The organism is Pseudomonas sp. P106(2024) (genome assembly GCF_057480815.1).
The window spans coordinates 258,651-282,492 of the sequence record NZ_JBLIYU010000006.1 but is presented as its reverse complement, the minus strand read 5'-3'; the positions used below and the strand labels follow the sequence as shown (position 1 = coordinate 282,492).

The window sequence follows — 23,842 nt, the reverse complement described above, 5'->3', positions numbered from 1 at the left end:
AAACATCGATTCCTGCGAAAGCGCTCCTCCATGAATGTTGATCTGCACTGTCACAGCACGGCCTCCGACGGCGCCATGTCGCCCACGGCACTGGTCGCCCGGGCTCATGAGCACGGGGTGCGGATGCTGTCTCTCACCGACCACGACACCCTCGAAGGCCTGCCCGAGGCCCGCCAGGCTTGCCTGGACAACGGCATGCAGTGGATCAGCGGGGTGGAGTTGTCGTGCACCTGGGGCGGCGCCACCATCCATGTGCTGGGTTACGATTTTCCGCTCGGTGCCCCGCCCTTGCTCGAGGCCATCGACAACCTGCACCGTGGCCGCTGGCTGCGCGCCGAGGAAATCGACCGCAAGCTGGCGGCCAAGGGCATGCCCGGCGCGCTGGACGGCGCGCGCGCCGTGCAGCAGGAGCTGGGTGACAGCGGCAACGCTCCGGCGCGCCCGCACTTCGCCGAATTCCTGGTGCGCGCAGGTTTCGTCAAGGACCGTGGCGAGGCCTTTCGCAAGTGGCTGGGCGCCGGCAAGTTGGGGGACGTCAAGCTGCACTGGCCGACGCTGGAGGAAACTGTCGCCACGTTGCGCCAGTCCAATGCCTGGGTGAGCTTGGCCCATCCCATGCACTACGAACTGACCCGCAGCAAGCGCAGACGGCTGATTGCCGACTATATTCAGGCAGGAGGGCAGGCGCTGGAGGTGGTCAATGGGATGATGCCGCCCGAGCAGGTGGGGACCATGTCGATCCTTACCCGTGAGTTCGGCTTGCTGGCAAGCGCCGGCAGTGACTTCCACGGCCCTGGCACCTGGGGCGAGATCGGTGCCTACCGGCCATTGCCCGAGGACCTGCCACCCCTGTGGCGCCGATTCCGACATGAACAGCCTATGGCGGTATGAACAGGACGACTACGTGAGCCAATTTTTCCAGATCCACGCGGAAAATCCGCAGGCGCGCCTGATCAAGCAGGCGGTCGAGATCATCCGCAAGGGTGGGGTGGTGGTCTACCCGACCGACTCGGCCTATGCGATGGGCTGCCAGATCGGCGACAAAGGCGCCATCGAGCGGGTGCGCCGCCTGCGCCAGTTGGACAAGAACCACAACTTCACCCTGCTGTGCTGCGATCTGTCCGAGATGGGCACTTTCGCCAAGATCGACACGGCGACGTTCCGCCTGCTCAAGGCGCACATTCCGGGGCCGTATACCTTCATCCTCAACGCCACCCGTGAAGTGCCGCGCCTGTTGTTGCACGACAAGCGCCGTACCATCGGCTTGCGCGTGCCGTCCAACCCCATCGTCCTGGCCCTGCTCGAAGAGCTTGGCGAGCCGCTGATGAGCGTCAGCCTCATCCTGCCGGGTGACGATGAGCCGATGACCGATCCCTACGAGATCCGCCAGCGCCTGGAGCACCATGTCGACCTGATCATCGACGGTGGCTTCGGCGACCTGAAGGCTTCGACCGTCATCGACCTGTCCGGTGACGAGCCGGAGCTGATCCGTGAAGGCTGCGGCGACCCCACGCCGTTCCTGGTCAACGTGTGAGCCAGCTGGAAGCGCCCGAGGCGCCGGCCCTGGAGGCTGAAGCGCCGCAGCAGTTGCAATTGGCCCTGGTCTACGGCGAGGCCCTGACCGAGCTGCCGGTGGACCTGTACATCCCGCCGGACGCGCTGGAAGTGATCCTTGAGGCCTTCGAAGGCCCGCTGGATCTGCTGCTGTACCTGATCCGCAAGCAGAACATCGACATCCTCGACATCCCGGTGGCCGAGATCACTCGCCAGTACATGGGCTATGTCGAACTGATGAAGAGCGTGCGCCTGGAGTTGGCCGCCGAGTACCTGGTGATGGCCGCCATGCTCGCCGAGATCAAGTCGCGCATGTTGCTGCCGCGCTCCAGCGAGATCGAGGAAGAGGAGGGCGACCCGCGCGCCGAACTGATCCGCCGCCTGCAGGAGTACGAGCGCTTCAAGGCTGCCGCCGAAGGCATCGATGAACTGCCGCGGGTTGGCCGCGACGTCGTCGTGCCGCGCCTCGAGGCGCCCCAGGCCAAGGTGCGCAAGCTGCTGCCGGAGGTGGCGCTGGAGGAGATCCTGCTGTCCATGGCCGAGGTCATGCGCCGCAACGACCTGTTCGAGAGCCACCAGATCACCCGCGAGACCTTGTCGACCCGCGAGCGCATGAGCGAGGTGCTCGAACGCCTCAAGGGCGGTGGCTTCGTGCCTTTCGTCGAACTGTTCACCCGCGAGGAGGGCAAGCTCGGCGTGGTGGTGACCTTCATGGCGATTCTCGAACTGGTGAAGGAATCGCTGATCGAACTCGTGCAAAATGAGCCTTTCGCCCCGATCCACGTCCGTGCCCGGGCAGAGTGACCTGACGACTACCGATGAACCTGAACGAACCCCGCGAACTGGCGTCGCTGATCGAGGCCTTCCTGCTTGCCTCGGGCAAGCCGCAATCCCTCGAACGCCTTCACGAGTTGTTCGAGGAGGCCGAGCGCCCGGCCCCCGCTGTTTTCAAGAAGGCCCTGGAAGTGCTGGGCAAGTCCTGCAGCGGCCGTGCCTTCGAGCTCAAGGAGGTGGCCAGCGGCTATCGCCTGCAGATTCGCGAAGACTATGCGCCCTGGGTCGGTCGCCTGTGGGAGGAGCGCCCGCAGCGCTATTCCCGCGCGCTGCTGGAAACCATGGCGCTGATCGCCTATCGCCAGCCCATCACCCGTGGCGAGATCGAGGACGTGCGCGGCGTGGCGGTCAACAGCAACATCATCAAGACCCTGATGGAGCGCGAGTGGATCCGTATCGTCGGCTACCGCGAGGTGCCTGGCCGGCCGGCGATGTTCGCCACCACCAAGGTGTTTCTCGATCACTTCAACCTCAAGAGCCTCGACGAGCTGCCGGCATTGGCCGAGTTGCGCGAGTTGGAGCCTGAACCGATGCTCGATCCGGACGAGGCGCCGGTGCCAGCGCATCTGCAAGCCATGGCCGATGCCAGCCTGGACGAGGAGGGCGAAGAGGTGGAGTCCAAGGAGGAGACCAGTTTTCGCTCGCTGCTGGTTGAGCTGGATGCGATGGAAGAGGGGCTCAAGACCGATTTCGATGATTTGCGCGATGAGGCGTCCATCGAGCCCGAGGATGAACCAAAGGCCTGACTGCCGGCTTTGTGGGAGCGGGCTTGCCCCGCGATGAGGCTGGCATCGCCAACGCATACCTTTGGGCGGAACCTACAGAGCTATCATCAAAAACCTTCTACCCTCCAGTGCGTTCCCCCGCCGAACCGCGTATGATGCGCGCCCGCTTTCACTACTACACCGGGAGGTGCCCAGATGAGTGACAAAGACCTGCAAGACCAACAACCTACCCCGCCGTCCGGCGAAAAGCTGCAGAAAGTGCTGGCGCGCATCGGCGTCGGCTCGCGTCGTGACGTCGAGGCCTGGATCGGTCAGGGCCGTATCAAGGTCAACGGCGTCGAGGCCACCCTGGGCCTGCGCGTCGACCTGCACGACGCCATCACCGTAGACGGCAAGCTGATCAAGCGTGTCGAGGCCGCCGAGGCGACCCGCCGCGTGATCATGTACAACAAGCCCGACGGCGAAATCTGCACCCGTGACGACCCGGAAGGCCGCCCGACCGTGTTCGACCGCCTGCCGCGCCCGAAAGAGGGCCGCTGGATCAATATCGGCCGTTTGGACATCAACACCACCGGCCTGCTGCTGTTCACCACCGACGGCGAGCTGGCCAACCGCCTGATGCACCCGTCCTATGAAATGGACCGCGAGTACGCCGTGCGTGTGCGCGGTGAGGTCGACGACGACATGATCGATCGCCTCAAGGCCGGCGTGGTGCTCGAGGACGGCCCGGCCAAGTTCACTGACATCCAGAAGGCACCGGGCGGCGAAGGCTTCAACCACTGGTACCACTGCGTGGTGATGGAAGGCCGCAACCGTGAAGTGCGCCGCCTGTGGGAATCCCAGGGCGTGGTGGTCAGCCGCCTGAAGCGTGTGCGTTTCGGCCCGGTGTTCCTCAACTCCGACCTGCCGATGGGCCGCTGGCGCGAAATGAGCCAGGGCGAGATCGACATCCTGGCCGCCGAAGTCGGCCTGCAGCCAGTGGCGCTGCCGGAGATGAAGCTCAAGGCCAAGGACAAGCTCGAGCGTCTGCAGCGCAAGTCGACCCGTCCGCTGGGGCGTGGCGAGCGTGTGCGCACTTTGCGTCCGGCTGCCGAAGGTAAGGCCGAGCGCCCGGCGCGCGCGCCGCGTGAAGAGTCTGCGCCGCGCAAGAGTGGTCGTGGCAGCACGGTGGCCGAGCGCCCGAGCGAGATGCGCAAGCGTCCGGCCCGTCCCGAGGGCGACAAGCCTGCCGGCCGTGGCCGCGGCAAGCCGCGTGGCTGATTCACCCCGGTAGCGAAAGAGCCAGCCTTCGGGCTGGCTTTTTTGTGGCTGCGGTTTATGGCACGGGGCAAATCGGCCCCAAGTACCTGAACAGACAGAAATTTTCCCGGCCAGTGGCAAATTTTCAAACCACTATGTAAAGAAAATTATACGATTCGAGGCCTTTTCCTCGGCTTGCCAGTGATTTACCGCTCTTCGTCACAAAATCTTTCCAAGACTTGCGCGCCAGAGCCTCCCCGACTCCCTTTCCCCCCTTCCCAAACCTCTGCCCAAACGCTGAGATAGCGCCATTGCCGTGTGCAGAGCCAGGCAGGATAGCCAGGCATCGAAAACAACAAAATGGAGGCGCCATGTACGCCGATCACTCCGCCTTTTCAGGCCTTCACCCCAGGACCGGTGCGTTTTTTCCACAGGAAACGATGCAACGCGTTGACGCCTGCGCGTTTGCAGGGGTATACAATGCGCCGCGTTTTACCTGTGACCCCCTTGCGTACCGCGCACTCTTGCTGACACCCGGTTGATCCGTCCGGGCACCTCGCCCGTCAGGACAGTCCCGTCCAAGAACCCAAGGTAACCACCTTGCCCATTCCGCTGCGCCACGAGTGCGGTGGGTCCGATTCCGTCACAGATAAAAACAAGCAGGTGACTTCGTTCATGAGTGGACATAATTCACAGTCTGGCGAACTCAAGCGTGGCTTGAAGAACCGCCATATCCAACTGATCGCCCTGGGTGGCGCGATCGGCACCGGATTGTTCCTGGGCTCGGCCGGCGTGATGAAGTCCGCCGGTCCGTCGATGATCCTCGGCTATGCGATCTGCGGCTTCATCGCCTTCATGATCATGCGCCAGCTCGGCGAGATGATCGTCGAAGAGCCGGTGGCCGGCTCGTTCAGCCACTTTGCACACAAGTACTGGGGTGGTTTCGCCGGCTTCTTGTCGGGCTGGAACTGCTGGGTGCTGTACATCCTGGTGGGCATGTCGGAGCTGTCGGCAGTGGGCAAGTACGTCCATTACTGGTGGCCGGAGATCCCGACCTGGGTGACCGCGGCGGCGTTCTTCCTGCTGATCAACGCCATCAACCTGATGAACGTGAAGTTCTTCGGCGAGGCCGAGTTCTGGTTCGCGATCATCAAGGTCGCCGCTATCGTCGGCATGATCGGCCTGGGCGCCTACTTGCTGACCAGTGGCAGTGGCGGCCCGGAAGCGTCGGTGACCAACCTGTGGGCCCATGGCGGCTTCTTCCCGCATGGCGTCAGCGGCCTGGTGATGGCCCTGGCCTTCATCATGTTCTCCTTCGGTGGCCTGGAAATGCTCGGCTTCACCGCAGCCGAGGCCGACAAGCCGAAGACCGTGATCCCCAAGGCGATCAACCAGGTCATCTACCGCATCCTGATTTTCTACGTGGGCGCCCTGGTGGTGCTGCTGTCGCTGACCCCGTGGGACAGCCTGGTGGCGAGCATCGACGCTTCCGGCGGCAGCTACGGCAGCAGCCCGTTCGTCCAGGTCTTCTCGCTGCTGGGTAGCGACGTGGCCGCGCACCTGCTGAACTTCGTGGTCCTGACCGCGGCGCTGTCGGTGTACAACAGCGGCACCTACTGCAATGCCCGCATGCTGCTGGGCATGGCCGAGCAGGGCGATGCCCCGGCGGCGCTGGCCAAGGTCGACCGTCGCGGCGTGCCGGTACGTTCGATCCTGGTGTCGGCGGCCGTGACCCTGATCGCGGTACTGCTCAACTACCTGATGCCGCAGAATGCCCTGGAGCTGCTGATGTCGCTGGTGGTGGCGACCCTGGTGATCAACTGGGCGATGATCAGCTACTCGCACCTGAAGTTCCGCCAGCACCTCGACCGCACCGGCCAGAAGCCGCTGTTCAAGGCGCTGTGGTACCCGTACGGCAACTACCTGGTGCTGGCCTTCGTGGTGCTGATCCTCGGCATCATGCTGCAGATCCCGGGCATCCAGGTATCGGTGTACGCCATGCCGGTATGGCTGGTGGTGATGTATGTGGCCTACCAACTGAAGAGCAAGCGTGGCTCCCAGGCCAATGGCGCTGCTGGCAGCATCGCCAAGTAAGCACTGAGGCGCACCAACAAAGAACCCGATGCCGGGTAACGGACATCGGGTTTTTTGTTGCCTGTGTCGGCCTCAGATCTGTTCGAGCAACCAGCCGCGAAACGCCCGCAGCGAAGGCAATGCCTCATTCCTGGGCGGATAGATCAGGTAGTAGCTGCGTTGGCTGGCAAACGGTGTGCCCGGGCTGAAAAGTTCGCCGCTGGCCAGTTCCTCCTGCACCAGGATTCTGGGCACCAGGCCAATGCCTATGCCTGCCCGAACCGCTTGAATCAAATGCGAGGTCAGCTCGAAACTTGGCCCAAGGCGCATCGTCCGGTGGGGCAGGGCATGGTGGGAAAACCACTCGCCCCAGGCATGGGGGTTGTTGGCGACGTTGAGCAGTACCTCCTCGCTCATCCTTTGCGGGTTCCAATGCCCGTCCACCTTGGCTTCGGGTGGCAGGATCACCACCAGTTCCTCGGCGTGCAGGCGATGGCAGACCAGTCCGGGCAGGTCGTGGGTGGCCACGCCGATGGCCGCGTCGATCTCGCTGGTGTCGAAGTTGATGGCTTCGATACGGGAATGAATGTGTACCAGCATGCCGGGGTGGGCGCTGTAGAACGCATGCAGGCGCGGCAGCAGCCATTTCGAGCCGAAGGTCGGCAGGGTCGCCAGGCGCAGGGTGCCGACCCCGGACTGGTAGGCCAGGGCCTGCAAGGTGGCGCTGCGGATCCGGCCGAGGGCCTCGCTGAGCTCGCGCTGGTACAGGCGGCCGACATCGGTCAGCTGCACCTGGCGCCCCTCGCGACGGAACAGGGTGAGCCCCAACTGTTGCTCCAGCGCCTGCACCTGGCGGCTCACCGCGCTCTGGGTCAGCGAAAGCTCGGCGGCGGCGCGGGTATAGCTTTCATGCCGCGCGGCCGCCTCAAAGGCCAGTAGCAGCGACATGGACGGCGTGAGGTGGCGGTAATTCATTCATAAAGCTCATTGATAGCGGCAGGAATATCCATTTGCCCCTGGCGCGAAACTACAGGAACATTGGCCTGTTCGAAATCCTCCCATGAGTCATTCATGCAGGAGTGACAAGATTTCCGTGAATTAGCCCGATATCAAAGAGGCATCCTTCGATGATCGCCCAGCTGCCGCCCCGTGCGCCCGCCGCCCACTATCCCGAGTTTCTCGAAGCCCTCAAGAGCAGCGGCTTCCGTGGTCAGATCAGTGCCGACTACGGCACCCGCACCGTGCTGGCCACTGACAACTCCATCTACCAGCGCCTGCCCCAGGCGGCGGTGTTCCCATTGGATGCCGACGATGTGGCGCGGGTCGCCACGCTCATGGCCGAGCCGCGCTTTCGCGATATCAAGCTGACCCCGCGTGGCGGTGGCACCGGCACCAACGGCCAGTCGCTGACCGACGGCATCGTCGTCGACCTGTCGCGGCACATGAACAGCATTCTCGAGATCAACGTCGAGCAGCGCTGGGTGCGGGTCCAGGCGGGCGTCGTCAAGGACCAGCTCAACGCCGCGCTCAAGCCCCATGGGCTGTTCTTCGCGCCAGAGTTGTCGACCTCCAACCGCGCCACCGTCGGCGGCATGATCAACACCGACGCCAGCGGCCAGGGCAGTTGCACCTATGGCAAGACCCGCGACCACGTGCTCGAGCTGCACAGTGTGCTGCTCGGTGGCGAGCGTCTGCACAGCCTGCCGATCGACGACGCGACGCTGGAGCAGGCCTGCGCCGCGCCCGGCCGGGTCGGCGAGGTGTACCGCATGGCCCGCGAGATCCAGCAAACCCAGGCCGGGCTGATCGAAAGCACCTTCCCCAAGCTCAACCGCTGCCTGACCGGCTACGACCTGGCGCACCTGCGCGACGAGCAGGGTCGCTTCAACCTCAACAGCGTGCTGTGCGGCGCCGAAGGCTCGCTGGGCTATGTGGTCGAGGCCAAGCTCAATGTGCTGCCGATCCCGAAGTACGCGGTGCTGGTCAACGTGCGCTACACCAGCTTCATGGACGCCCTGCGCGACGCCAATGCGCTGATGGCGCACAAGCCGCTGTCGATCGAGACCGTCGACTCCAAGGTGCTGATGCTGGCGATGAAGGACATCGTCTGGCACAGCGTCGCCGAGTATTTCCCGGCCGACGCCGAGCGCCCGACGCTGGGTATCAACCTGGTGGAGTTCTGTGGCGACGAGCCGGCCGAGGTCAATGCCCGGGTCGAGGCGTTCGTCGCCCACCTGCAGCGCGACACCAGCGTCGAGCGCCTGGGGCATACCCTGGCGGAGGGCGCCGAGGCGGTCACCCGGGTCTACACCATGCGCAAGCGTTCGGTGGGGCTGCTGGGCAACGTCGAGGGCGAAGTGCGGCCACAGCCGTTCGTCGAGGACACCGCCGTGCCGCCGGAGCAACTGGCTGACTACATCGCCGACTTCCGCGCGCTGCTTGACGGTTACGGCCTTGCCTACGGCATGTTTGGCCATGTCGATGCCGGCGTGCTGCACGTGCGTCCGGCGCTGGACATGAAGGACCCGGCCCAGGCCGCGCTGGTCAAGCCGATCTCCGATGCCGTGGCGGCGCTGACCCAGCGCTATGGCGGCCTGCTCTGGGGCGAGCATGGCAAAGGCTTGCGCTCGGAGTACGTCCCGGAATACTTCGGCGAACTGTACCCGGCGCTGCAGCGTCTCAAGGGCGCCTTCGACCCGCACAACCAGCTCAACCCAGGCAAGATCTGCACCCCGCCTGACAGCGCCGAAGGCCTGACCCCCGTGGATGGCGTTACCCTGCGCGGTGACCTGGACCGCAGTATCGACGAGCGCGTCTGGCAAAGCTTCGGCAGCGCCGTGCACTGCAACGGCAACGGCGCCTGCTACAACTACGACCCCAACGACGCCATGTGCCCGTCGTGGAAGGCCACCCGTGAACGCCAGCACTCACCCAAGGGGCGTGCTTCGCTGATCCGCGAATGGCTGCGTCTGCAGGGCGAGGCGAACATCGATGTGCTCGCCGCCGCCCAACGCAAGGGGGCCTGGTTCATGGGGCTGCCGGCGCGCCTGCGCAACAGCCGTGCGCGCCAGCAGGGACAAGAAGACTTCTCCCACGAGGTATACGACGCCATGGCCGGCTGCCTGGCGTGCAAGTCCTGCGCCGGGCAGTGCCCGATCAAGGTCAACGTGCCGGACTTCCGCTCGCGCTTCCTCGAGCTGTACCACGGCCGCTACCAGCGCCCGTTGCGCGATTACCTGATCGGCTCGCTGGAGTTCACCATCCCGTACCTGGCCCATGCGCCGGGCCTGTACAACGCGGTGATGGGCTCGAAGTGGGTGAGCAGGCTGCTGGCGGACAAGGTCGGCATGGTCGACAGCCCGCTGATCAGCCGTTTCAACTTCCAGGCCACCCTGACCCGTTGCCGGGTCCAGGTGGCGAGCGTGCCGGCCCTGCGTGAGCTGACCCCGGCCCAGCGCGAGCGCAGCATCGTGCTGGTGCAGGATGCCTTCACCCGCTATTTCGAGACGCCACTGTTGGCCTCGTTCATCGAGCTGGCCCACCGCCTGGGGCACAAGGTGTTCCTCGCGCCCTATAGCGCCAACGGCAAGCCGTTGCACGTGCAGGGTTTCCTCGGTGCCTTCGCGAAGGCGGCGTTGCGCAACGCCACCCAGCTCAAGGCCCTGGCCGACTGCGGCGTGCCATTGGTGGGGCTGGATCCGGCGATGACCCTGGTCTACCGCCAGGAGTACCAGAAGGTCGATGGCGTGGAGTGCCCGTCGGTGCTGCTGCCCCAGGAGTGGCTGATGAACGTGCTGCCCGAGCAGGCGCCGGCCAAGGGCGACAGCTTCCGCCTGATGGCCCACTGCACCGAGAAAACCAATGTGCCAGCCAGTACCAAGCAGTGGGAGCAGGTGTTCGCCCGCCTGGGGCTGAAGCTGGTCACCGAGGTCACCGGTTGCTGCGGCATGTCCGGTACCTATGGGCATGAAGCGCGCAACCAGGAAACCTCGAAGACCATCTTCGAGCAGTCCTGGGCGACCAAGCTGGACAAGCAGGGTGAGGCATTGGCGACCGGCTACTCGTGCCGCAGCCAGGTCAAGCGCATGACCGAGAAGCAGTTGCGTCATCCATTGGAGGTGGTGTTGCAGTACGCGCAGCGCTAGTCAATTGCTGGGGGCGCATAGCGCCCCCGGTTTATCGCTCCCGTTGCAGTCGAGCTTGTCGGTACAGATAACAACTCAACAACAACCCGCATCCCGCTGCTGCCGCCGCGAACAGGAACATCGAGGCAAATCCGAACCCCGCCGCCACTGCGCCCACCAGCGGCCCGGTGATCCCCAGCGACAGGTCGATGAACAGGGAATAGGCTCCCACCGCCGCGCCGCGGTTGGCTGGCGACACCTGGTTCACGGCTTCCACCCCTAACGCGGGAAATACCAGTGAGAATCCGAAACCGCTCAGCGCCGCACCGGCCAGGGCCATCTCGGCGCTGGAGGCGAGCCACAGCATCAGCAACCCCAGGGTCTCAATCGACAGGCAGGCGATCGCCACGCGGAAGCCGCCGATGCGATTGATCAGGTTGCCGAAAAGCAGGCGCGCGCAGATGAAGCTGGCACCGAACAGGCTCAGGGTCAGCGCGGCGTTGGGCCAGTCACGGCTGGCATAGAACAGCGTGATGAAGGTGGCGATGGTGCCGAAGCCGATCGAACCCAGGGCCAGCCCCGAACCATGGGGGAACACCTTGCCCAGCACTCGCATGAACGGCAGGCGCACGCCGGCGACCACCGGCGCGGCGCGCTTGGGCCAGGCCAGCAGCAGGCCGAGCACGCCGAGCAGGATGATGCTGGCGCCGATACTCCACAGGCCAAGGCTCTTGGCCATCAGGACTCCCAGGGGTGCACCGATCGCCAGGGCGCCATAGCTGGCGATGCCGTTCCAGGAAATCACCTTGGCGGTATTCTGCGAGCCGACCCGGCCGATGCCCCAGCCGATCGAGCCAGAGCCCACCAGGCTTTCGGCGCTACCCAGCACCAGGCGTCCGACCAGCAAGCAGGCAAGGCTCAGCCAGGGCCAGGGTGTGAGGAAGTGGCAGGCCAGCATGAACACTCCGCTCAGGCCACAGCCGGCCAGGCCCCACATCACGGCCCGCTTGCTACCCAGGTTGTCGATGATGCGGCTCGCAGTGGGGCGGCTGAGCAGGGTGGCCAGGTACTGCACGCTGATGACCAGGCCGGCAACCACGGCGCTGAAGCCAAGGTCGTTGTGCACGTAGCTGGGCAGTACAGCCAGCGGGATGCCGATGTTCAGGTAGCCGATGAAGGTGAAGATGACAATGGCGACGACCTGGGCGGTGGTCCTGAGGGAGGAGGGGCGCTGCTCAAGCATGAAGGATTCCGGAAACGATAAGACCAAGGCGCGGTCATCATAGCCTGGTGGCGCAGGGCTGTGGATTAAGGTTGCAGGGGCAGGTGACGGTGGCCAGCGGGGCCACTGTCGCGGTGGTGGGGAGCGTCAGTAGTTGCTGTATGGCAACAGCCAACTGACGCTGAAATCAGCGTTCGGATAGTCAAGACGCAGGCGCGGCAGTACGAAGCCGCCGCACGAGCGGCAGGTATCCATCAGGGTGAAGACCTTGATGCTGGCGATATCGTCACTGCGGGTGAGCAAGTCCTGGTTGATCGTCGAGGCGATCAGGCGCTCGGAGTCCAGATGGCGCCAGTGGTTCTTGATGGTCAGCCAGTTGGCGCGGCGCAGGACGGGGAGGTGGGTGAAGCGTGGATCCGGGTCCAGTCCCTGCATGCGGGCGCGGGCGTCAATGTAGTCGATGGGCGGCTGTTGGCCCGGCGCGGGAGGATGGAGACCGATCCCCCGTTTCGCCCGGCCACCGGACAACGCGAAGTACACGCGGCGGCTGCCGTCCCTCAAGGTGACGGTGGCAAAAGCGAAATTGGCCCCCGACAGGTGTTGGCGCAATTGCCTCATGCCGCCGTCGGTCAGCATCTGCGCAACGCTCAGTGGGGTGTAGGCGCTGCGTGCGCCCGAGGCGGGTAGCAGCAGGTTGAGCACGCCGTTGACATGCAATTGCTCCACGGCATCGAAGCTGGCCAGGTTATGAAATTTGGGGATGATCATTTTGTTCAGTCCCGTTACATCGTTCAGCGAAAAACCGGCCAGTTGATCCTGCGCCCGGGACGAGGTCAGGATGTTGCGGGCAAATTCCGGGTATTGCGCCTCTTCCAGCTGGTCGAGTGCGCTCTGCAGGGCGGTCGGTGCGCTGGGTGGATTGCTGCGTCGATTGTGGCGTACCCAGTCGCGCAGCAGGCCGGCGAGGTTGTCGATGTCCTGTTGCAGGTTCGGCCTGGTGGCCACGATGCGATAGGTTTCGCTGACATCGAGGTACTGGGCGATGGCGTTCAAGTCGGTGACTCGGGTAAAGGTCAGACGGGTGTCCTGTGCCGGGATGGGGTACTGGCTGGGGGTCAGCGTGCCCTGGCGCAAGGCGGCGGTCTGGCTGCGCTGCCAGGCTTCGAAGTCGAACGGGGCGCCGTAGAATACGCCGGTATCGGCTTCGACCAACAACCAGTCGCTGTCCAGGTACTGCACGCGCGCACCGCGCAAGGTGCGACGGTCGGCAAGGCCTCGGATCAACCGGCCTAGCCGGACCGGTGGGCAGTGGCCGCTGAACAGCGCGACCTGATCGACTGTCATGTCGGCCGGCAGGCCGAACCAGTGTTCGCTTACCGGGTAACCCAGTACGCCGTCCTCGTAGTAGTGCGGCGGATTAAGCAGGCCCATGGCATCGGCCTCGTCGTCGCTCAGGGGGGTGAGGGCCCTTCGACTGCTGGCAGGTTGGCGTCCTCTGCCGGGAATGATTTCCTGCGTGTATTGCACCAGGCGATTCTCGCGCACCATGACCTGCGCCACGCTGTCGCCGTGTGCGCCGTTGGCGCGGTAGGTGATCGGCTGCGGTTCGATACGGATGGTCTCGAAGGCGTGGCTCACTTGTTGGCCGTAGGCGGGCGTGCCGGCCTGGTTGGCGGGTGGCGCCAGCTGAAGCGCGATACCCTGTGCGGGAGCATCCGGATAGGGCGGTGCTTGGCGTACAGGGTCTTGTGCCCACAGCAGGGGCGTATTGCGCACACGCTCGGCCACGCCGGCAGGCTGACCGATGCGGTGGCGATAGGGGACTCCGTTGATGATCGCGTCGACATGGTCTGGGTCGCGGATGATGAACACCGGGTAGACGACCGGGTTGGAGGCTTTTTCCCACGCTCTGGTGATATCGTCGCCCTCGCCCAGCAGCAGTCTGATGGCATTGGGCTTGTGGCCGGGCAGCAGTTTGTGCTGGGGAATCGGTGCGGCGAGGCTGGCCCGTGTGCGTGCGTCGGTGCCGCCCGGCCAGTCGCTGGGGCCTGCGCCGCGGCGATGCAGCCTGGTGGGCAGTGGCTGGCCCTTCCAGTGCCTGGCGGCTCGCAACATGCCAAGGCGCAGCGCCTTGGCGTTTTTGCCAGCTGCGCCATGGAGCCGCGCCAGGGGTTTGATGAGGCGTCCGCCCAAGACGAAGGCACTGCCCGCGGTGCCAAGTACGTCCAGGCCGCAGCCCAATGCTTCTGTACCATTGCGCACGCCGAAGCAGCTTAGCCCGGGCACCAGGTTGGACAGCAGCTTGAACAGGTAGCGTCCGATACTGTCCTTGCGCTGTTCGGCGAGGAACTGTTCGTGTGATGTCGTACCTTTGCAGATGCCATACAGTGCGTCGCAGTTGCCCAAAGCGATGGATTCTGCGTAATAGCGGATCAATGCTTCCAGGCGATGTTCAATCGGCGCTTTGCCCAATTCCACAATTGTTGGCCATGGCGCGACCTGCCAGGGAATAGTGGTTTCGTTGTAGTCGGTGTAGTCCAGAGGCAGGGTCTCGATCCATCGTTCGCGTTGTGTGCTGGTGACGACATGGCGACGCCAGGTCAGCTTCTCTGGAAACAGCTCATAGAAGGTGTCGACAGTGTCGCCGTAGAGATGGACGATGATGCCTTGGGTGCCGATTTCCATTCTCCAGTCCGCGATGGGTGAGTCTCCGTAGCTGGGAACGCTGCCTTTGATAGGGCCTATGTACGTCGGCCATGTAACGGCATGGCAATGCCAATCACTGTTCTTCATTCGGTCCTGGTCTGTTTGGGGCAGATGGCGCAATAAGCGCTGCATTGCATCGGCGTAGATCATCCGGGCACGTTGGCGCCATGCCTGGAACTCGCGGTCGTAACGTGCCGTGGCATCCGGCAGTTGGCTGTGCCGATAGCCTGCTCCGTGATCCAGGTAGGCATTGACGTGCAGTTGGTTGTCCACGTTGCTGCCCTGCGGATCGATGCCTGCCTGGCGCAGCTCATGCCGAGCCAGCTCGAAGCGATCAGGGACATCGCGAAGGCTCTCCCGGTCCCAGGCGGTGAGGTAATGGTCATAGGCCAGTTGCCATTGTGCTTTAGACCAGGGTGGAGGTTGCTTGAGCAGGCCCTGCAACTGAACCCACTCGGCGACGGTCGCTGCCAAGGCCCCCTCGAACGCCGGGGTAGCCTGCTTGTCGGGCAGGTCGGTAGCTTGTTCTGCAGCGGCGAAGGTCACGGGCTTGCGCTGGGCCAGCAGCAGATAGGCACCTTGGCGCAGGTTGGCCCAGCGCACATCGTGATCGTAGAGATAGTCGTCGGGAGCGTCGTCGATAAGCAGCTCAGGTGCGAAGCGGCGTAACAGCAGTTCGGCAGCCAGTTCTGCCATGGCGGGCACGCCGCCAAGATGACTGTGCAGGCTGTTGATCAGGTCGAGGCGAATTTCGCTCAAATGCTGGTATTTGTTGTGTGCGTTGAACAGCGCGAAATCGAGGATATGGCCTGGACGGTACTTGGTCGCAGGATAGAGTGCATCGATCAAGGTCTGTTCGACCAGGGCGCGGTACGCGGGGGCGTTTGCCGGCGTGCTGTCCCACTGCACTGCTGCCGCCAGGCGTTGGCCCAGGCGGTCGAAGGTGATAGCGCCCAGCAAGGCATCCAGTACCTGGCCTGCCGGGGCGTTCAGGGCGGAGCCATCCAGCGTGATGCGCCCATACTGGTTGACCGGCTTGTCTGTCTTGCGCTCCCGCGCAGTGGCGAAACGATAGTGCAAGCCTTGGTAAAAGAATGCGGCCTGCAGTTCATTGAGCAGATTCTCGAAGAGATGCTGACCGGGTGTCGCTTTGAACAGGTGAGTGGCCAGGATGGGAAGGTCAAGGTGCTCGTCGAGTTCCAGTCTGGGCTGCTGCGGGCGCAGGGGCTTCACGCTCAGTTTGCCGCGGAGTAACAGCGTTGCCGCAAGGTAGGTGACGGCGCGTGTCAGGCGTGGATGGGTGTGCCAGAGCGCCTGGGCGAAGCTGGCGACTGCGTAAGGTGTGTCAAGGTGTGAGTCAGGTAGCAGCTCAGGAAATCTGCCGGTGTCGGCAACCTTGATCAGTTGCCCGGCCAAGGTGCCGTAGAAGAGTGCACAGTCGTCGTGGTTCGCTGGCTGAGAGCGCTCGCGTCCCAGAAAGCGATTAAGGTACAGCCTGGCGTGCTCGCTACCCAGCGCTGTCTCCAGGGCTGTCTCGAGCTCCAGATCCATGAGCATTCTCGGATAGAGAGCGTCCACGCCGAAGGCTTGGTCGAAATGGTCGTTAAGCGAGGTGGCGATGTCCTGAGGTCCGGAGAGCTCGCTTACGACGATGACATCGGCGGGAGTCAGGGCGAGGATTTTTGCCTTTTCGGCGGCGTTGAGATGAGAGCGGCGAAACATGCGGGAGCCTCCGTTTTGGAAGGCCGCAGTTTGTCGGAGTGGGGCAGGTCGGTGCGGTAAGAGGATATGGCGTGGCGTGAAAGGTGTCTTGACGGTGTGAAAACGTGATGATGGGGAAGCTCCCGCAGGTCAGCCGTTTTCACACTGTCGAACGGTGCGCGGGTTATTCCTGGTCGGCGCTGGATTGATCATCGCCGTCCTGGTCGACGGCGGGCGTCGGTTCGGCGTGGGCGGCAACGGATTGCTCTTCGGGGTTCAGGCTTGGGAAGGGAAGATTCGGGATTTCATGCATCTCGTCGTTCCTCGCAAGTGTGAGTGAAAAGGCGGCGCCAGGGCGCATGTGTGGCTTCGAAAAGCTGGGGCAGGATACAGCAGTCTGGGTGACAGTTTGAGATTTTTGCCGGGCGCTGGTCGGTTCAAGCGGTCGGCTATCGGTCAAGGGGAGCTTGAGGAGGGCGCGTGGGAGCGGGCTTGCCCCGCGATAGCACTATCGCGGGGCAAGCCCGCTCCCACGCCATATCGGCCAGATATCAGCGACAGACGTCGGCGATGGCTGCCGCCAATTGCTCCAGGCGTCGTGCATCCGCCCCGGCGATGTTCGCCCGGCCGGTACCGACCATGTACACACTGTGCCGCTCACGCAGCAGGCGCACTTGCTCGGGGTTCAGCCCGGTGTAAGAGAACATCCCGCGTTGCGCGGCGATGTGCGCGAAACGCTCGGCCAGGCCATGTGGGGCCAGCGCCTGCACCAGGCCTAGACGAAGCTCGGCGATGCGCTGGCGCATGGCGTTCACTTCCTCGACCCACAGCGCCTTGAGCGCCGGATCACCGAGGATCTCGGCGACCACCGCGGCGCCATGGTCCGGTGGCGTCGACCACAGGTTGCGCGCAATGAACGCCAATTGGCTGCGCACATCCAGCAGTTTCTCGGCATCGTGGCTGCACACCAGCAGGGCGCCGGTGCGATCGCGGTACAGGCCGAAGTTCTTCGAGCAGGAGCTGGTGACCAGCAGTTCTGGCAGTTCGGCGGCAAATAGGCGCACCGCCCATGCGTCTTCTTCCAGGCCGTCACCGAAGCCTTGGTAGGCGAAGTCGATCAACGGCAGCAGGTTGCGGCGCTTGACAATGTCGAGCACCGCGCGCCAGTCGTCCTGGCCCAGGTCGAAGCCGGTCGGGTTGTGGCAGCAGGCGTGCAGCAGCACCACATCGCCTTGCGCTGCCTGTTCCAGCGCGGCGAGCATGCCGTCGACGTTCAGGCGGTTGTCCTTGCCCACGTAGGGGTAGTGGGACACCGTGAGCCCGGCGCCGGCGAAGATCGTCTCGTGGATCGGCCAGGTCGGGTCGCTTAGCCAGATGCCACGCCCCGGCAGGCAATGGGCGATGAACTCCGCGGCCAGGCGCAGGGCACCGGTGCCGCCCGGGGTTTGGGTCGCGCCGGCGCGCTGGCTGGCCAGCAGCGGCGAGTCGCTGCCCAGCACCAGTTCGCTGACCAGGCGGCCAAACGCCGCGTCGCCATGGCCGCCGATGTAGCTTTTGGTGGCCTGGCGTTCGACCAGGCGCTGCTCGGCCTGTTTGACCGCCGCGGGAATCGGCGTCAGACCCTGGGCGTCCTTGAACACGCCGACTCCCAGGTCAAACTTGGCCGGGTTGGCGTCGCGGGCGTAGGCCTCCATCAGCCCGAGGATCGGGTCGCCAGGGACCCGGCCGATGGCTGCGAAGTGCATCACTTGCGCCCTTCGGCGGTCTTGGCGACTTCGTCGGTGCGCGCGCACATGATGAAGTCGTTGCGGTGCAGGCCCTTGATCGAGTGGCTCCACCAGGTCACGGTGACCTTGCCCCATTCGGTCAGCAGGCCCGGGTGATGGCCTTCGGCTTCAGCGATTTCGCCAATGGCATTGGTGAAAGCCAGGGCGTGCTTGAAGTTCTTGAACAGGAACACGCGCTCGAGCTCCATGTGGCCGTCGCGGACTTCGATGTTCCAGTCCGGGATCTCGCGGATCAGTTCCGCCAGTTCCTCGTCGGTGACTTTCGGCGCATCGGCGCGGCAGGCTTCGCAGTGGGCTTGGTTCAAGGCATTCATGGGTGTTTTCCGGTTTGAGTTGTTATCGACAGGGGCGCTCAGGCGGCGACCTTGGGTGGAAACTTCGGTGCGTGCAGGCCCAGCTGCATGGCTTGGTGGACCATGGCCATGATGTCTTCGTGGGCCAGGTCGAACAGGCGCTTCATGTTCGGCAGGACGAAGTACAGGGGCTGCAGGATATCGATGCGATACGGCGTGCGCATGGCCTCGATCGGGTCGAAGGTCTGGTGCTCCGGCTCGCCTGACAGGCTGTAGACGGTCTCCTTCGGCGAGGAGAGGATACCGCCGCCGTAGATCTTGCGACCCTGCGCGGTTTCCATCAGGCCGAACTCGATGGTCATCCAGTAAAGGCGCGCCAGGTACACACGCTGTTCCTTGGTCGCCGCCAGGCCGAGTTTGCCGTAGGTGTGGGTGAATTCGGCGAAGAAGGGGTTGGTCAGCAGCGGGCAGTGACCGAAGATCTCGTGGAAGATGTCGGGCTCCTGCAGGTAGTCCAGCTCTTCGGGTGTGCGGATGAAGGTGGCGACCGGGAAGCGCTTGCTGGCCAGCAGCTCGAAGAAGGTCTGGAAAGGGATCAGCGCCGGCACGCGGGCAACCTGCCAGCCGGTGGTGGCGCCCAGCACCTTGTTGATTTCGCCGAGTTGGGGGATGCGGTCATGGGGCAGCTTGAGCTGCTCGATGCCGTCCAGGTATTCCTGGCATGCCCGGCCTTCGATCACTTTCAGTTGGCGAGTGATCAGGGTGTTCCACACCGCATGCTCTTGCTGCGGGTAGTCGATAAAACCATGCGCATCGGGCTCGCGTGCCACGTATTGCGTCTGTTTCATGTGGCTCTCCTGGTGAGGGCGTTCTTGTTATGTACAGGACATACCTTAGGAATATCCCTACAAACGCGGCTTTGCACCGGGGTTGAGGTCAGTTATGGCTATCCGCTGGTCCTGAAATCGTAACGATAATTTTACAAAAATGCCCTTGTGCCGGAAAATCACGGGTATCGAGCTGGGCAGAAGGGTAATTCTGTCAGTTTATCTTTACGAATTTTCCGCGTGCCGAGTAAAAACCTTGGCCGCTTCGAGACCTTTCATGCGTATCAAAGTGCACTGCCAGAACCGCATCGGCATCCTGCGGGATATCCTCAACCTGCTGGTGGAGTACGGCATCAACGTGTTGCGCGGCGAGGTGGGCGGCGATCATGGCAACGCCATCTACCTGCACTGCCCAAACCTGATCAACTTGCAGTTCCAGGCGCTGCGGCCGAAGTTCGAGTCGATCGCCGGGGTGTTCGGGGTCAAGCGCGTCGGCCTGATGCCCAGCGAGCGCCGACACATGGAACTGAACGCTTTGCTGGGCGCGCTGGATTTCCCGGTGCTGTCGATCGACATGGGTGGCAGCATCGTTGCCGCCAACCGTGGCGCGGCACAGTTGCTCGGGGTGCGGGTGGACGAGGTGCCGGGCATTCCGTTGTCGCGCTATGTCGAGGACTTCGACCTGCCGGAGCTGATCCGCGCCAACAAGTCGCGCATCAACGGCCTGCGCATCAAGGTCAAGGGCGATGTGTTCCTCGCTGATATCGCGCCATTGCAGTCGGAGCACGATGACAGCGAGGCCCTGGCGGGTGCGGTGATCACCCTGCATCGCGCCGATCGCATCGGCGAGCGTATCTACAACGTGCGCAAGCAGGAGCTGCGAGGCTTCGACAGCATCTTCCAGAGCTCGCGGGTGATGGCTGCGGTGGTGCGCGAGGCGCGGCGCATGGCGCCGCTGGATGCGCCGCTGCTGATCGAGGGCGAGACCGGTACCGGCAAGGAATTGCTGGCGCGCGCCTGCCACTTGGCCAGCCCCCGTGGCCAGGCGCCGCTGATGGCGCTCAACTGCGCCGGCCTGCCGGAGTCGATGGCCGAAACCGAGCTGTTCGGCTACGGCCCGGGGGCGTTCGAAGGCGCGCGTGCCGAAGGCAAGCTGGGGCTGCTGGAGCTTACCGCCGGTGGCACGCTGTTCCTCGATGGCGTCGGGGAGATGAGCCCGCGCTTGCAGGTCAAGCTGCTGCGCTTTCTGCAGGATGGCTGTTTCCGCCGGGTCGGCAGTGACGAAGAGGTGTACCTGGATGTGCGGGTGATCTGCGCGACCCAGGTCGACCTGTCCGAGCTATGTGCCCGGGGCGAGTTCCGCCAGGACCTCTACCATCGCCTCAACGTGCTGTCGCTGCATATTCCGCCGCTGCGCGAATGCATGGATGGCCTGGAGGGGCTGGTGCAGCACTTCCTTGACCAGGCCAGCCGGCAGATCGGTTGCCCGATGCCGCGCTTGGCACCGGCGGCGATGGACAAGCTTGCTCAATATCATTGGCCGGGCAACGTGCGCCAGCTGGAGAACGTGCTGTTCCAGGCGGTGTCGTTGTGCGAGGGCGGGGTGGTGAAGAGCGAACATATCCGTTTGCCGGATTATGGCGCACGCCAGCCATTGGGCGAGTTTTCCCTGGATGGCGATCTTTCGCAAATTGTCGGGCGGTTTGAAAAGGCGGTATTGGAAAGTTTGATGAGTGAATTTCCAAGTAGCCGGGCGCTGGGGAAAAGATTGGGGGTTTCCCATACGACCATTGCCAACAAGTTGCGGGATTATTCGTTGAGCAAGTCAGGGGAGTGAGCGTGGCTAATTGCCTTGAAAGTTACACTTGGTCTTGTGGGCGCGGACTTGTGTCGCGAAAGGGCTGCGTAGCAGCCCCGGGGTTTTAGCAGCATGCAAAGATCGCCGGGGCCGCTTTGCGGCCCTTTCGCGACAAAAGGCCGCTCCTACAGGGATCGCGCAAGGCTTGAGATTGGCGCGGTCGCCTCAGCCGTTGGAACAACCGTTCCCCATCACGCGGTATTCGAGAATATGCTTCTGGCCCTGGGAGTCCTCGTAGGTCATACGGGCCGGCACCACTTCGCAGACATTTGGCACTTCGCTCATGGAGATGACGCGGGCGATGTCCAGGTGCTGCGAATAACTGTACTGTTCAACCGGAATCTGCTCGACATCTTTTGCTTCGCCGGCCAATGCCGCGCCGCAAAAACCGCCAAGTACCAATACCAGTAAAGCTTTCATTTTCAAGTTACCTGTCTAAGGTCGTGAGGGGGCACGCGGCGCTTATGGCGCCGCGAGTACAGCAAGTTTCAACTATCGGGATGAGATACGGATTAACGCTGCCTGCGTGGGGGCTGTTACCAAGTTAATCGCGTTGCCGTTGCTGGCGAGATGAATTTTAGGGGGGGCGCCCACGGCTGAAACAGAGGGGGTTTTGATAAAGTCTTTTGACAGAATCTGTAACAATCCCCGTCGAAACCCTGTCTTTTCCTCTCGACGATGGCTGCATGCCATGTACTAGAGCGGTCGCGCCCGATCGGTAGGTCGACGACCCGTCGTGTTACTACCAACGTCGAATGGTCTTGGCCGCTCTGGTACAGTTACAAACGGTTCCATACAAAAACAACTATTACACCGAGGTAACACAGATGAGTGCGGCTCCACTGTATCCCGTTCGTCCCGAGGTTGCGGCCAGTACCCTGACCGACGAGGCCACCTACAAGGCCATGTACCAGCAATCGGTGATCAACCCGGACGGCTTCTGGCGCGAGCAGGCCCAGCGTCTGGACTGGATCAAGCCTTTCACCAAGGTCAAGCAGACCTCGTTCGACGACCACCATGTCGACATCAAGTGGTTCGCCGACGGCACTCTGAACGTTTCCTACAATTGCCTGGACCGCCATCTCGCCGAGCGCGGCGACCAGCTGGCGATCATCTGGGAAGGCGACGACCCTTCCGAACACCGCAACATTACCTATCGCGAGCTCCACGAGCAGGTCTGCAAGTTCGCCAACGCCCTGCGTGGCCAGGACGTGCACCGTGGTGACGTGGTGACCATCTACATGCCGATGATCCCCGAGGCCGTGGTCGCCATGCTGGCCTGTGCCCGCATCGGCGCGATCCACTCGGTGGTGTTCGGCGGCTTCTCGCCGGAGGCGCTGGCCGGGCGCATCATCGACTGCAAGTCGAAAGTGGTGATCACCGCCGACGAAGGCCTGCGCGGTGGCCGTCGCACCCCGCTCAAGGCCAATGTCGACCTGGCCCTGACCAACCCTGAAACCAACAGCGTACAGAAGATCATCGTGTGCAAGCGCACCGGTGGCGACATCGCTTGGCACCAGCACCGCGACATCTGGTACGAAGACCTGATGAAGGTTGCTTCCAGCCACTGCGCGCCGAAAGAGATGGGCGCCGAGGAGGCGCTGTTCATCCTCTATACCTCTGGCTCCACCGGCAAGCCCAAGGGCGTGCTGCACACCACCGGCGGTTACCTGGTGTATGCCGCGCTGACCCACGAGCGCGTGTTCGACTACCGTCCGGGCGAGGTCTACTGGTGCACCGCCGATGTGGGCTGGGTCACCGGCCACAGCTATATCGTCTACGGCCCGCTGGCCAATGGCGCCACCACACTGCTGTTCGAGGGCGTGCCGAACTACCCGGACATCACCCGGGTGTCGAAGATCGTCGACAAGCACAAGGTCAATATCCTCTACACCGCGCCGACCGCCATTCGCGCCATGATGGCCGAGGGCGAGGCGGCGGTGGCCGGTGCTGATGGCTCCAGTCTGCGCCTGCTGGGCTCGGTGGGTGAGCCGATCAACCCCGAGGCCTGGAACTGGTACTACAAGACCGTCGGCAAGGAACGTTGCCCGATTGTCGATACCTGGTGGCAGACCGAGACCGGCGGTGTACTGATCAGCCCGCTGCCGGGCGCCACCGCGCTGAAGCCGGGCTCGGCGACGCGTCCGTTCTTCGGCGTGGTGCCAGCGCTGGTGGATAACCTGGGCAACCTGATCGAAGGCGCCGCCGAGGGCAACCTGGTGATCCTCGACTCCTGGCCGGGCCAGTCGCGTTCGCTGTACGGCGACCACGACCGTTTCGTCGACACCTACTTCAAGACCTTCCGCGGCATGTACTTCACCGGTGACGGTGCCCGCCGCGACGAAGACGGCTACTACTGGATCACCGGCCGTGTCGATGATGTGCTCAACGTCTCAGGGCATCGCATGGGTACCGCTGAGATCGAGAGCGCGATGGTGGCGCATCCGAAGGTCGCCGAGGCGGCCGTGGTGGGCGTGCCGCACGACATCAAGGGGCAGGGTATCTACGTCTATGTCACCCTCAACGCCGGCGAGGAGTCGAGCGAGCAACTGCGCCAGGAGCTGAAGAACTGGGTGCGCAAGGAGATCGGCCCGATCGCCTCGCCGGATGTGATTCAGTGGGCGCCGGGGCTGCCGAAGACCCGCTCGGGCAAGATCATGCGCCGCATCCTGCGCAAGATCGCCACCGGCGAGTACGATGCGCTGGGTGATATCTCCACCCTGGCCGACCCAGGGGTGGTGCAGCACCTGATCGACACCCACAAGGCGATGAGCCTGGCCACCGCTTGAGTTGAAGCGTCGCAATCGTGGGGCGGACCTGTCCCGCGATACGGCCATCAGCAAAAACCCCGCCCATGCCCGGCGGGGTTTTTGCTTTACTGATACCGACTGTTACTCCG

General features: G+C 63.6%; 17 protein-coding genes. 9 read left to right on the top strand and 8 right to left on the bottom strand.

Going from position 1 to position 23,842, the window contains the following annotated elements:
* The first annotated feature begins 30 nt into the window (after positions 1–30).
* From AC25M7_RS13080 to AC25M7_RS13055, 6 genes are all read left to right on the top strand, one after another.
* Positions 31–891, top strand: coding sequence for a PHP domain-containing protein (locus AC25M7_RS13080; RefSeq protein WP_028691086.1), 861 nt, complete (start codon positions 31–33; stop codon positions 889–891).
* 13 nt (positions 892–904) lie between these two features.
* Entirely contained in the window at positions 905–1,534 is a 630-nt protein-coding gene (locus AC25M7_RS13075; RefSeq protein ID WP_036986145.1) for an L-threonylcarbamoyladenylate synthase, read from the top strand.
* Positions 1,535–1,539: 5 nt separating this feature from the next.
* The gene (locus AC25M7_RS13070; RefSeq protein ID WP_486950477.1) at positions 1,540–2,358 is read left to right on the top strand and encodes a segregation and condensation protein A; all 819 of its coding nucleotides are present in this window, start codon (positions 1,540–1,542) and stop codon (positions 2,356–2,358) included.
* 14 nt (positions 2,359–2,372) lie between these two features.
* A complete protein-coding gene (gene scpB / locus AC25M7_RS13065) occupies positions 2,373–3,134 on the top strand; it encodes an SMC-Scp complex subunit ScpB (RefSeq protein ID WP_062360641.1) in 762 nt (253 codons plus the stop codon).
* Positions 3,135–3,308: 174 nt separating this feature from the next.
* Complete coding sequence (gene rluB / locus AC25M7_RS13060; RefSeq protein ID WP_028691082.1) at positions 3,309–4,373, top strand: 23S rRNA pseudouridine(2605) synthase RluB; 1,065 nt, start codon at positions 3,309–3,311, stop codon at positions 4,371–4,373.
* Between the two features lie 654 nt (positions 4,374–5,027).
* A complete protein-coding gene (locus AC25M7_RS13055) occupies positions 5,028–6,446 on the top strand; it encodes an amino acid permease (protein WP_062574784.1) in 1,419 nt (472 codons plus the stop codon).
* A 72-nt stretch (positions 6,447–6,518) separates the two neighbouring features.
* Here the strand turns inward: AC25M7_RS13055 and AC25M7_RS13050 are convergent, their stop codons facing one another.
* Complete coding sequence (locus AC25M7_RS13050) at positions 6,519–7,400, bottom strand: LysR substrate-binding domain-containing protein (protein ID WP_028691080.1); 882 nt, start codon at positions 7,398–7,400, stop codon at positions 6,519–6,521.
* A gap of 152 nt (positions 7,401–7,552) precedes the next feature.
* Between AC25M7_RS13050 and ydiJ the strand changes: the two genes are divergently transcribed.
* Positions 7,553–10,570: a D-2-hydroxyglutarate dehydrogenase YdiJ gene (ydiJ, locus tag AC25M7_RS13045; RefSeq protein WP_028691079.1), complete on the top strand. Its 3,018-nt coding sequence runs from the start codon at positions 7,553–7,555 to the stop codon at positions 10,568–10,570.
* Between the two features lie 31 nt (positions 10,571–10,601).
* Here ydiJ and AC25M7_RS13040 read toward each other — a convergent pair whose 3' ends face one another.
* From AC25M7_RS13040 to phhA, 6 genes are all read right to left on the bottom strand, one after another.
* Positions 10,602–11,792, bottom strand: a complete 1,191-nt coding sequence (locus AC25M7_RS13040) for an MFS transporter (protein WP_028691078.1) — start codon at positions 11,790–11,792, stop codon at positions 10,602–10,604.
* A 126-nt stretch (positions 11,793–11,918) separates the two neighbouring features.
* Positions 11,919–16,199, bottom strand: a complete 4,281-nt coding sequence (locus tag AC25M7_RS13035) for a deaminase domain-containing protein (RefSeq protein WP_486971126.1) — start codon at positions 16,197–16,199, stop codon at positions 11,919–11,921.
* A gap of 163 nt (positions 16,200–16,362) precedes the next feature.
* Entirely contained in the window at positions 16,363–16,491 is a 129-nt protein-coding gene (locus AC25M7_RS13030) for a hypothetical protein (protein ID WP_256582346.1), read from the bottom strand.
* A gap of 238 nt (positions 16,492–16,729) precedes the next feature.
* Positions 16,730–17,926, bottom strand: a complete 1,197-nt coding sequence (locus tag AC25M7_RS13025; RefSeq protein WP_213883127.1) for an amino acid aminotransferase — start codon at positions 17,924–17,926, stop codon at positions 16,730–16,732.
* Positions 17,923–18,279, bottom strand: a complete 357-nt coding sequence (locus AC25M7_RS13020) for a 4a-hydroxytetrahydrobiopterin dehydratase (RefSeq protein WP_028691075.1) — start codon at positions 18,277–18,279, stop codon at positions 17,923–17,925. Before AC25M7_RS13020 ends, AC25M7_RS13025 begins: the two co-directional genes overlap by 4 nt.
* Before the next feature lie 38 nt (positions 18,280–18,317).
* Positions 18,318–19,106 carry a phenylalanine 4-monooxygenase gene (gene phhA / locus AC25M7_RS13015; protein WP_028691074.1) on the bottom strand — a complete coding sequence of 263 codons (789 nt, stop codon included), beginning with the start codon at positions 19,104–19,106 and terminating at the stop codon, positions 18,318–18,320.
* Positions 19,107–19,362: 256 nt separating this feature from the next.
* Between phhA and AC25M7_RS13010 the strand changes: the two genes are divergently transcribed.
* Positions 19,363–20,922, top strand: coding sequence for a sigma-54-dependent phenylalanine hydroxylase transcriptional regulator PhhR (locus AC25M7_RS13010; protein WP_028691073.1), 1,560 nt, complete (start codon positions 19,363–19,365; stop codon positions 20,920–20,922).
* Positions 20,923–21,108: 186 nt separating this feature from the next.
* On the opposite strand, the gene AC25M7_RS13005 is transcribed toward AC25M7_RS13010, so the two are convergent.
* The gene (locus AC25M7_RS13005) at positions 21,109–21,363 is read right to left on the bottom strand and encodes a DUF2790 domain-containing protein (RefSeq protein ID WP_023630669.1); all 255 of its coding nucleotides are present in this window, start codon (positions 21,361–21,363) and stop codon (positions 21,109–21,111) included.
* A 407-nt stretch (positions 21,364–21,770) separates the two neighbouring features.
* Between AC25M7_RS13005 and acs the strand changes: the two genes are divergently transcribed.
* On the top strand, positions 21,771–23,732 hold the full coding sequence (gene acs / locus AC25M7_RS13000) for an acetate--CoA ligase (protein ID WP_028691072.1): 1,962 nt from the start codon (positions 21,771–21,773) through the stop codon (positions 23,730–23,732).
* Positions 23,733–23,842 lie beyond the last annotated feature (110 nt).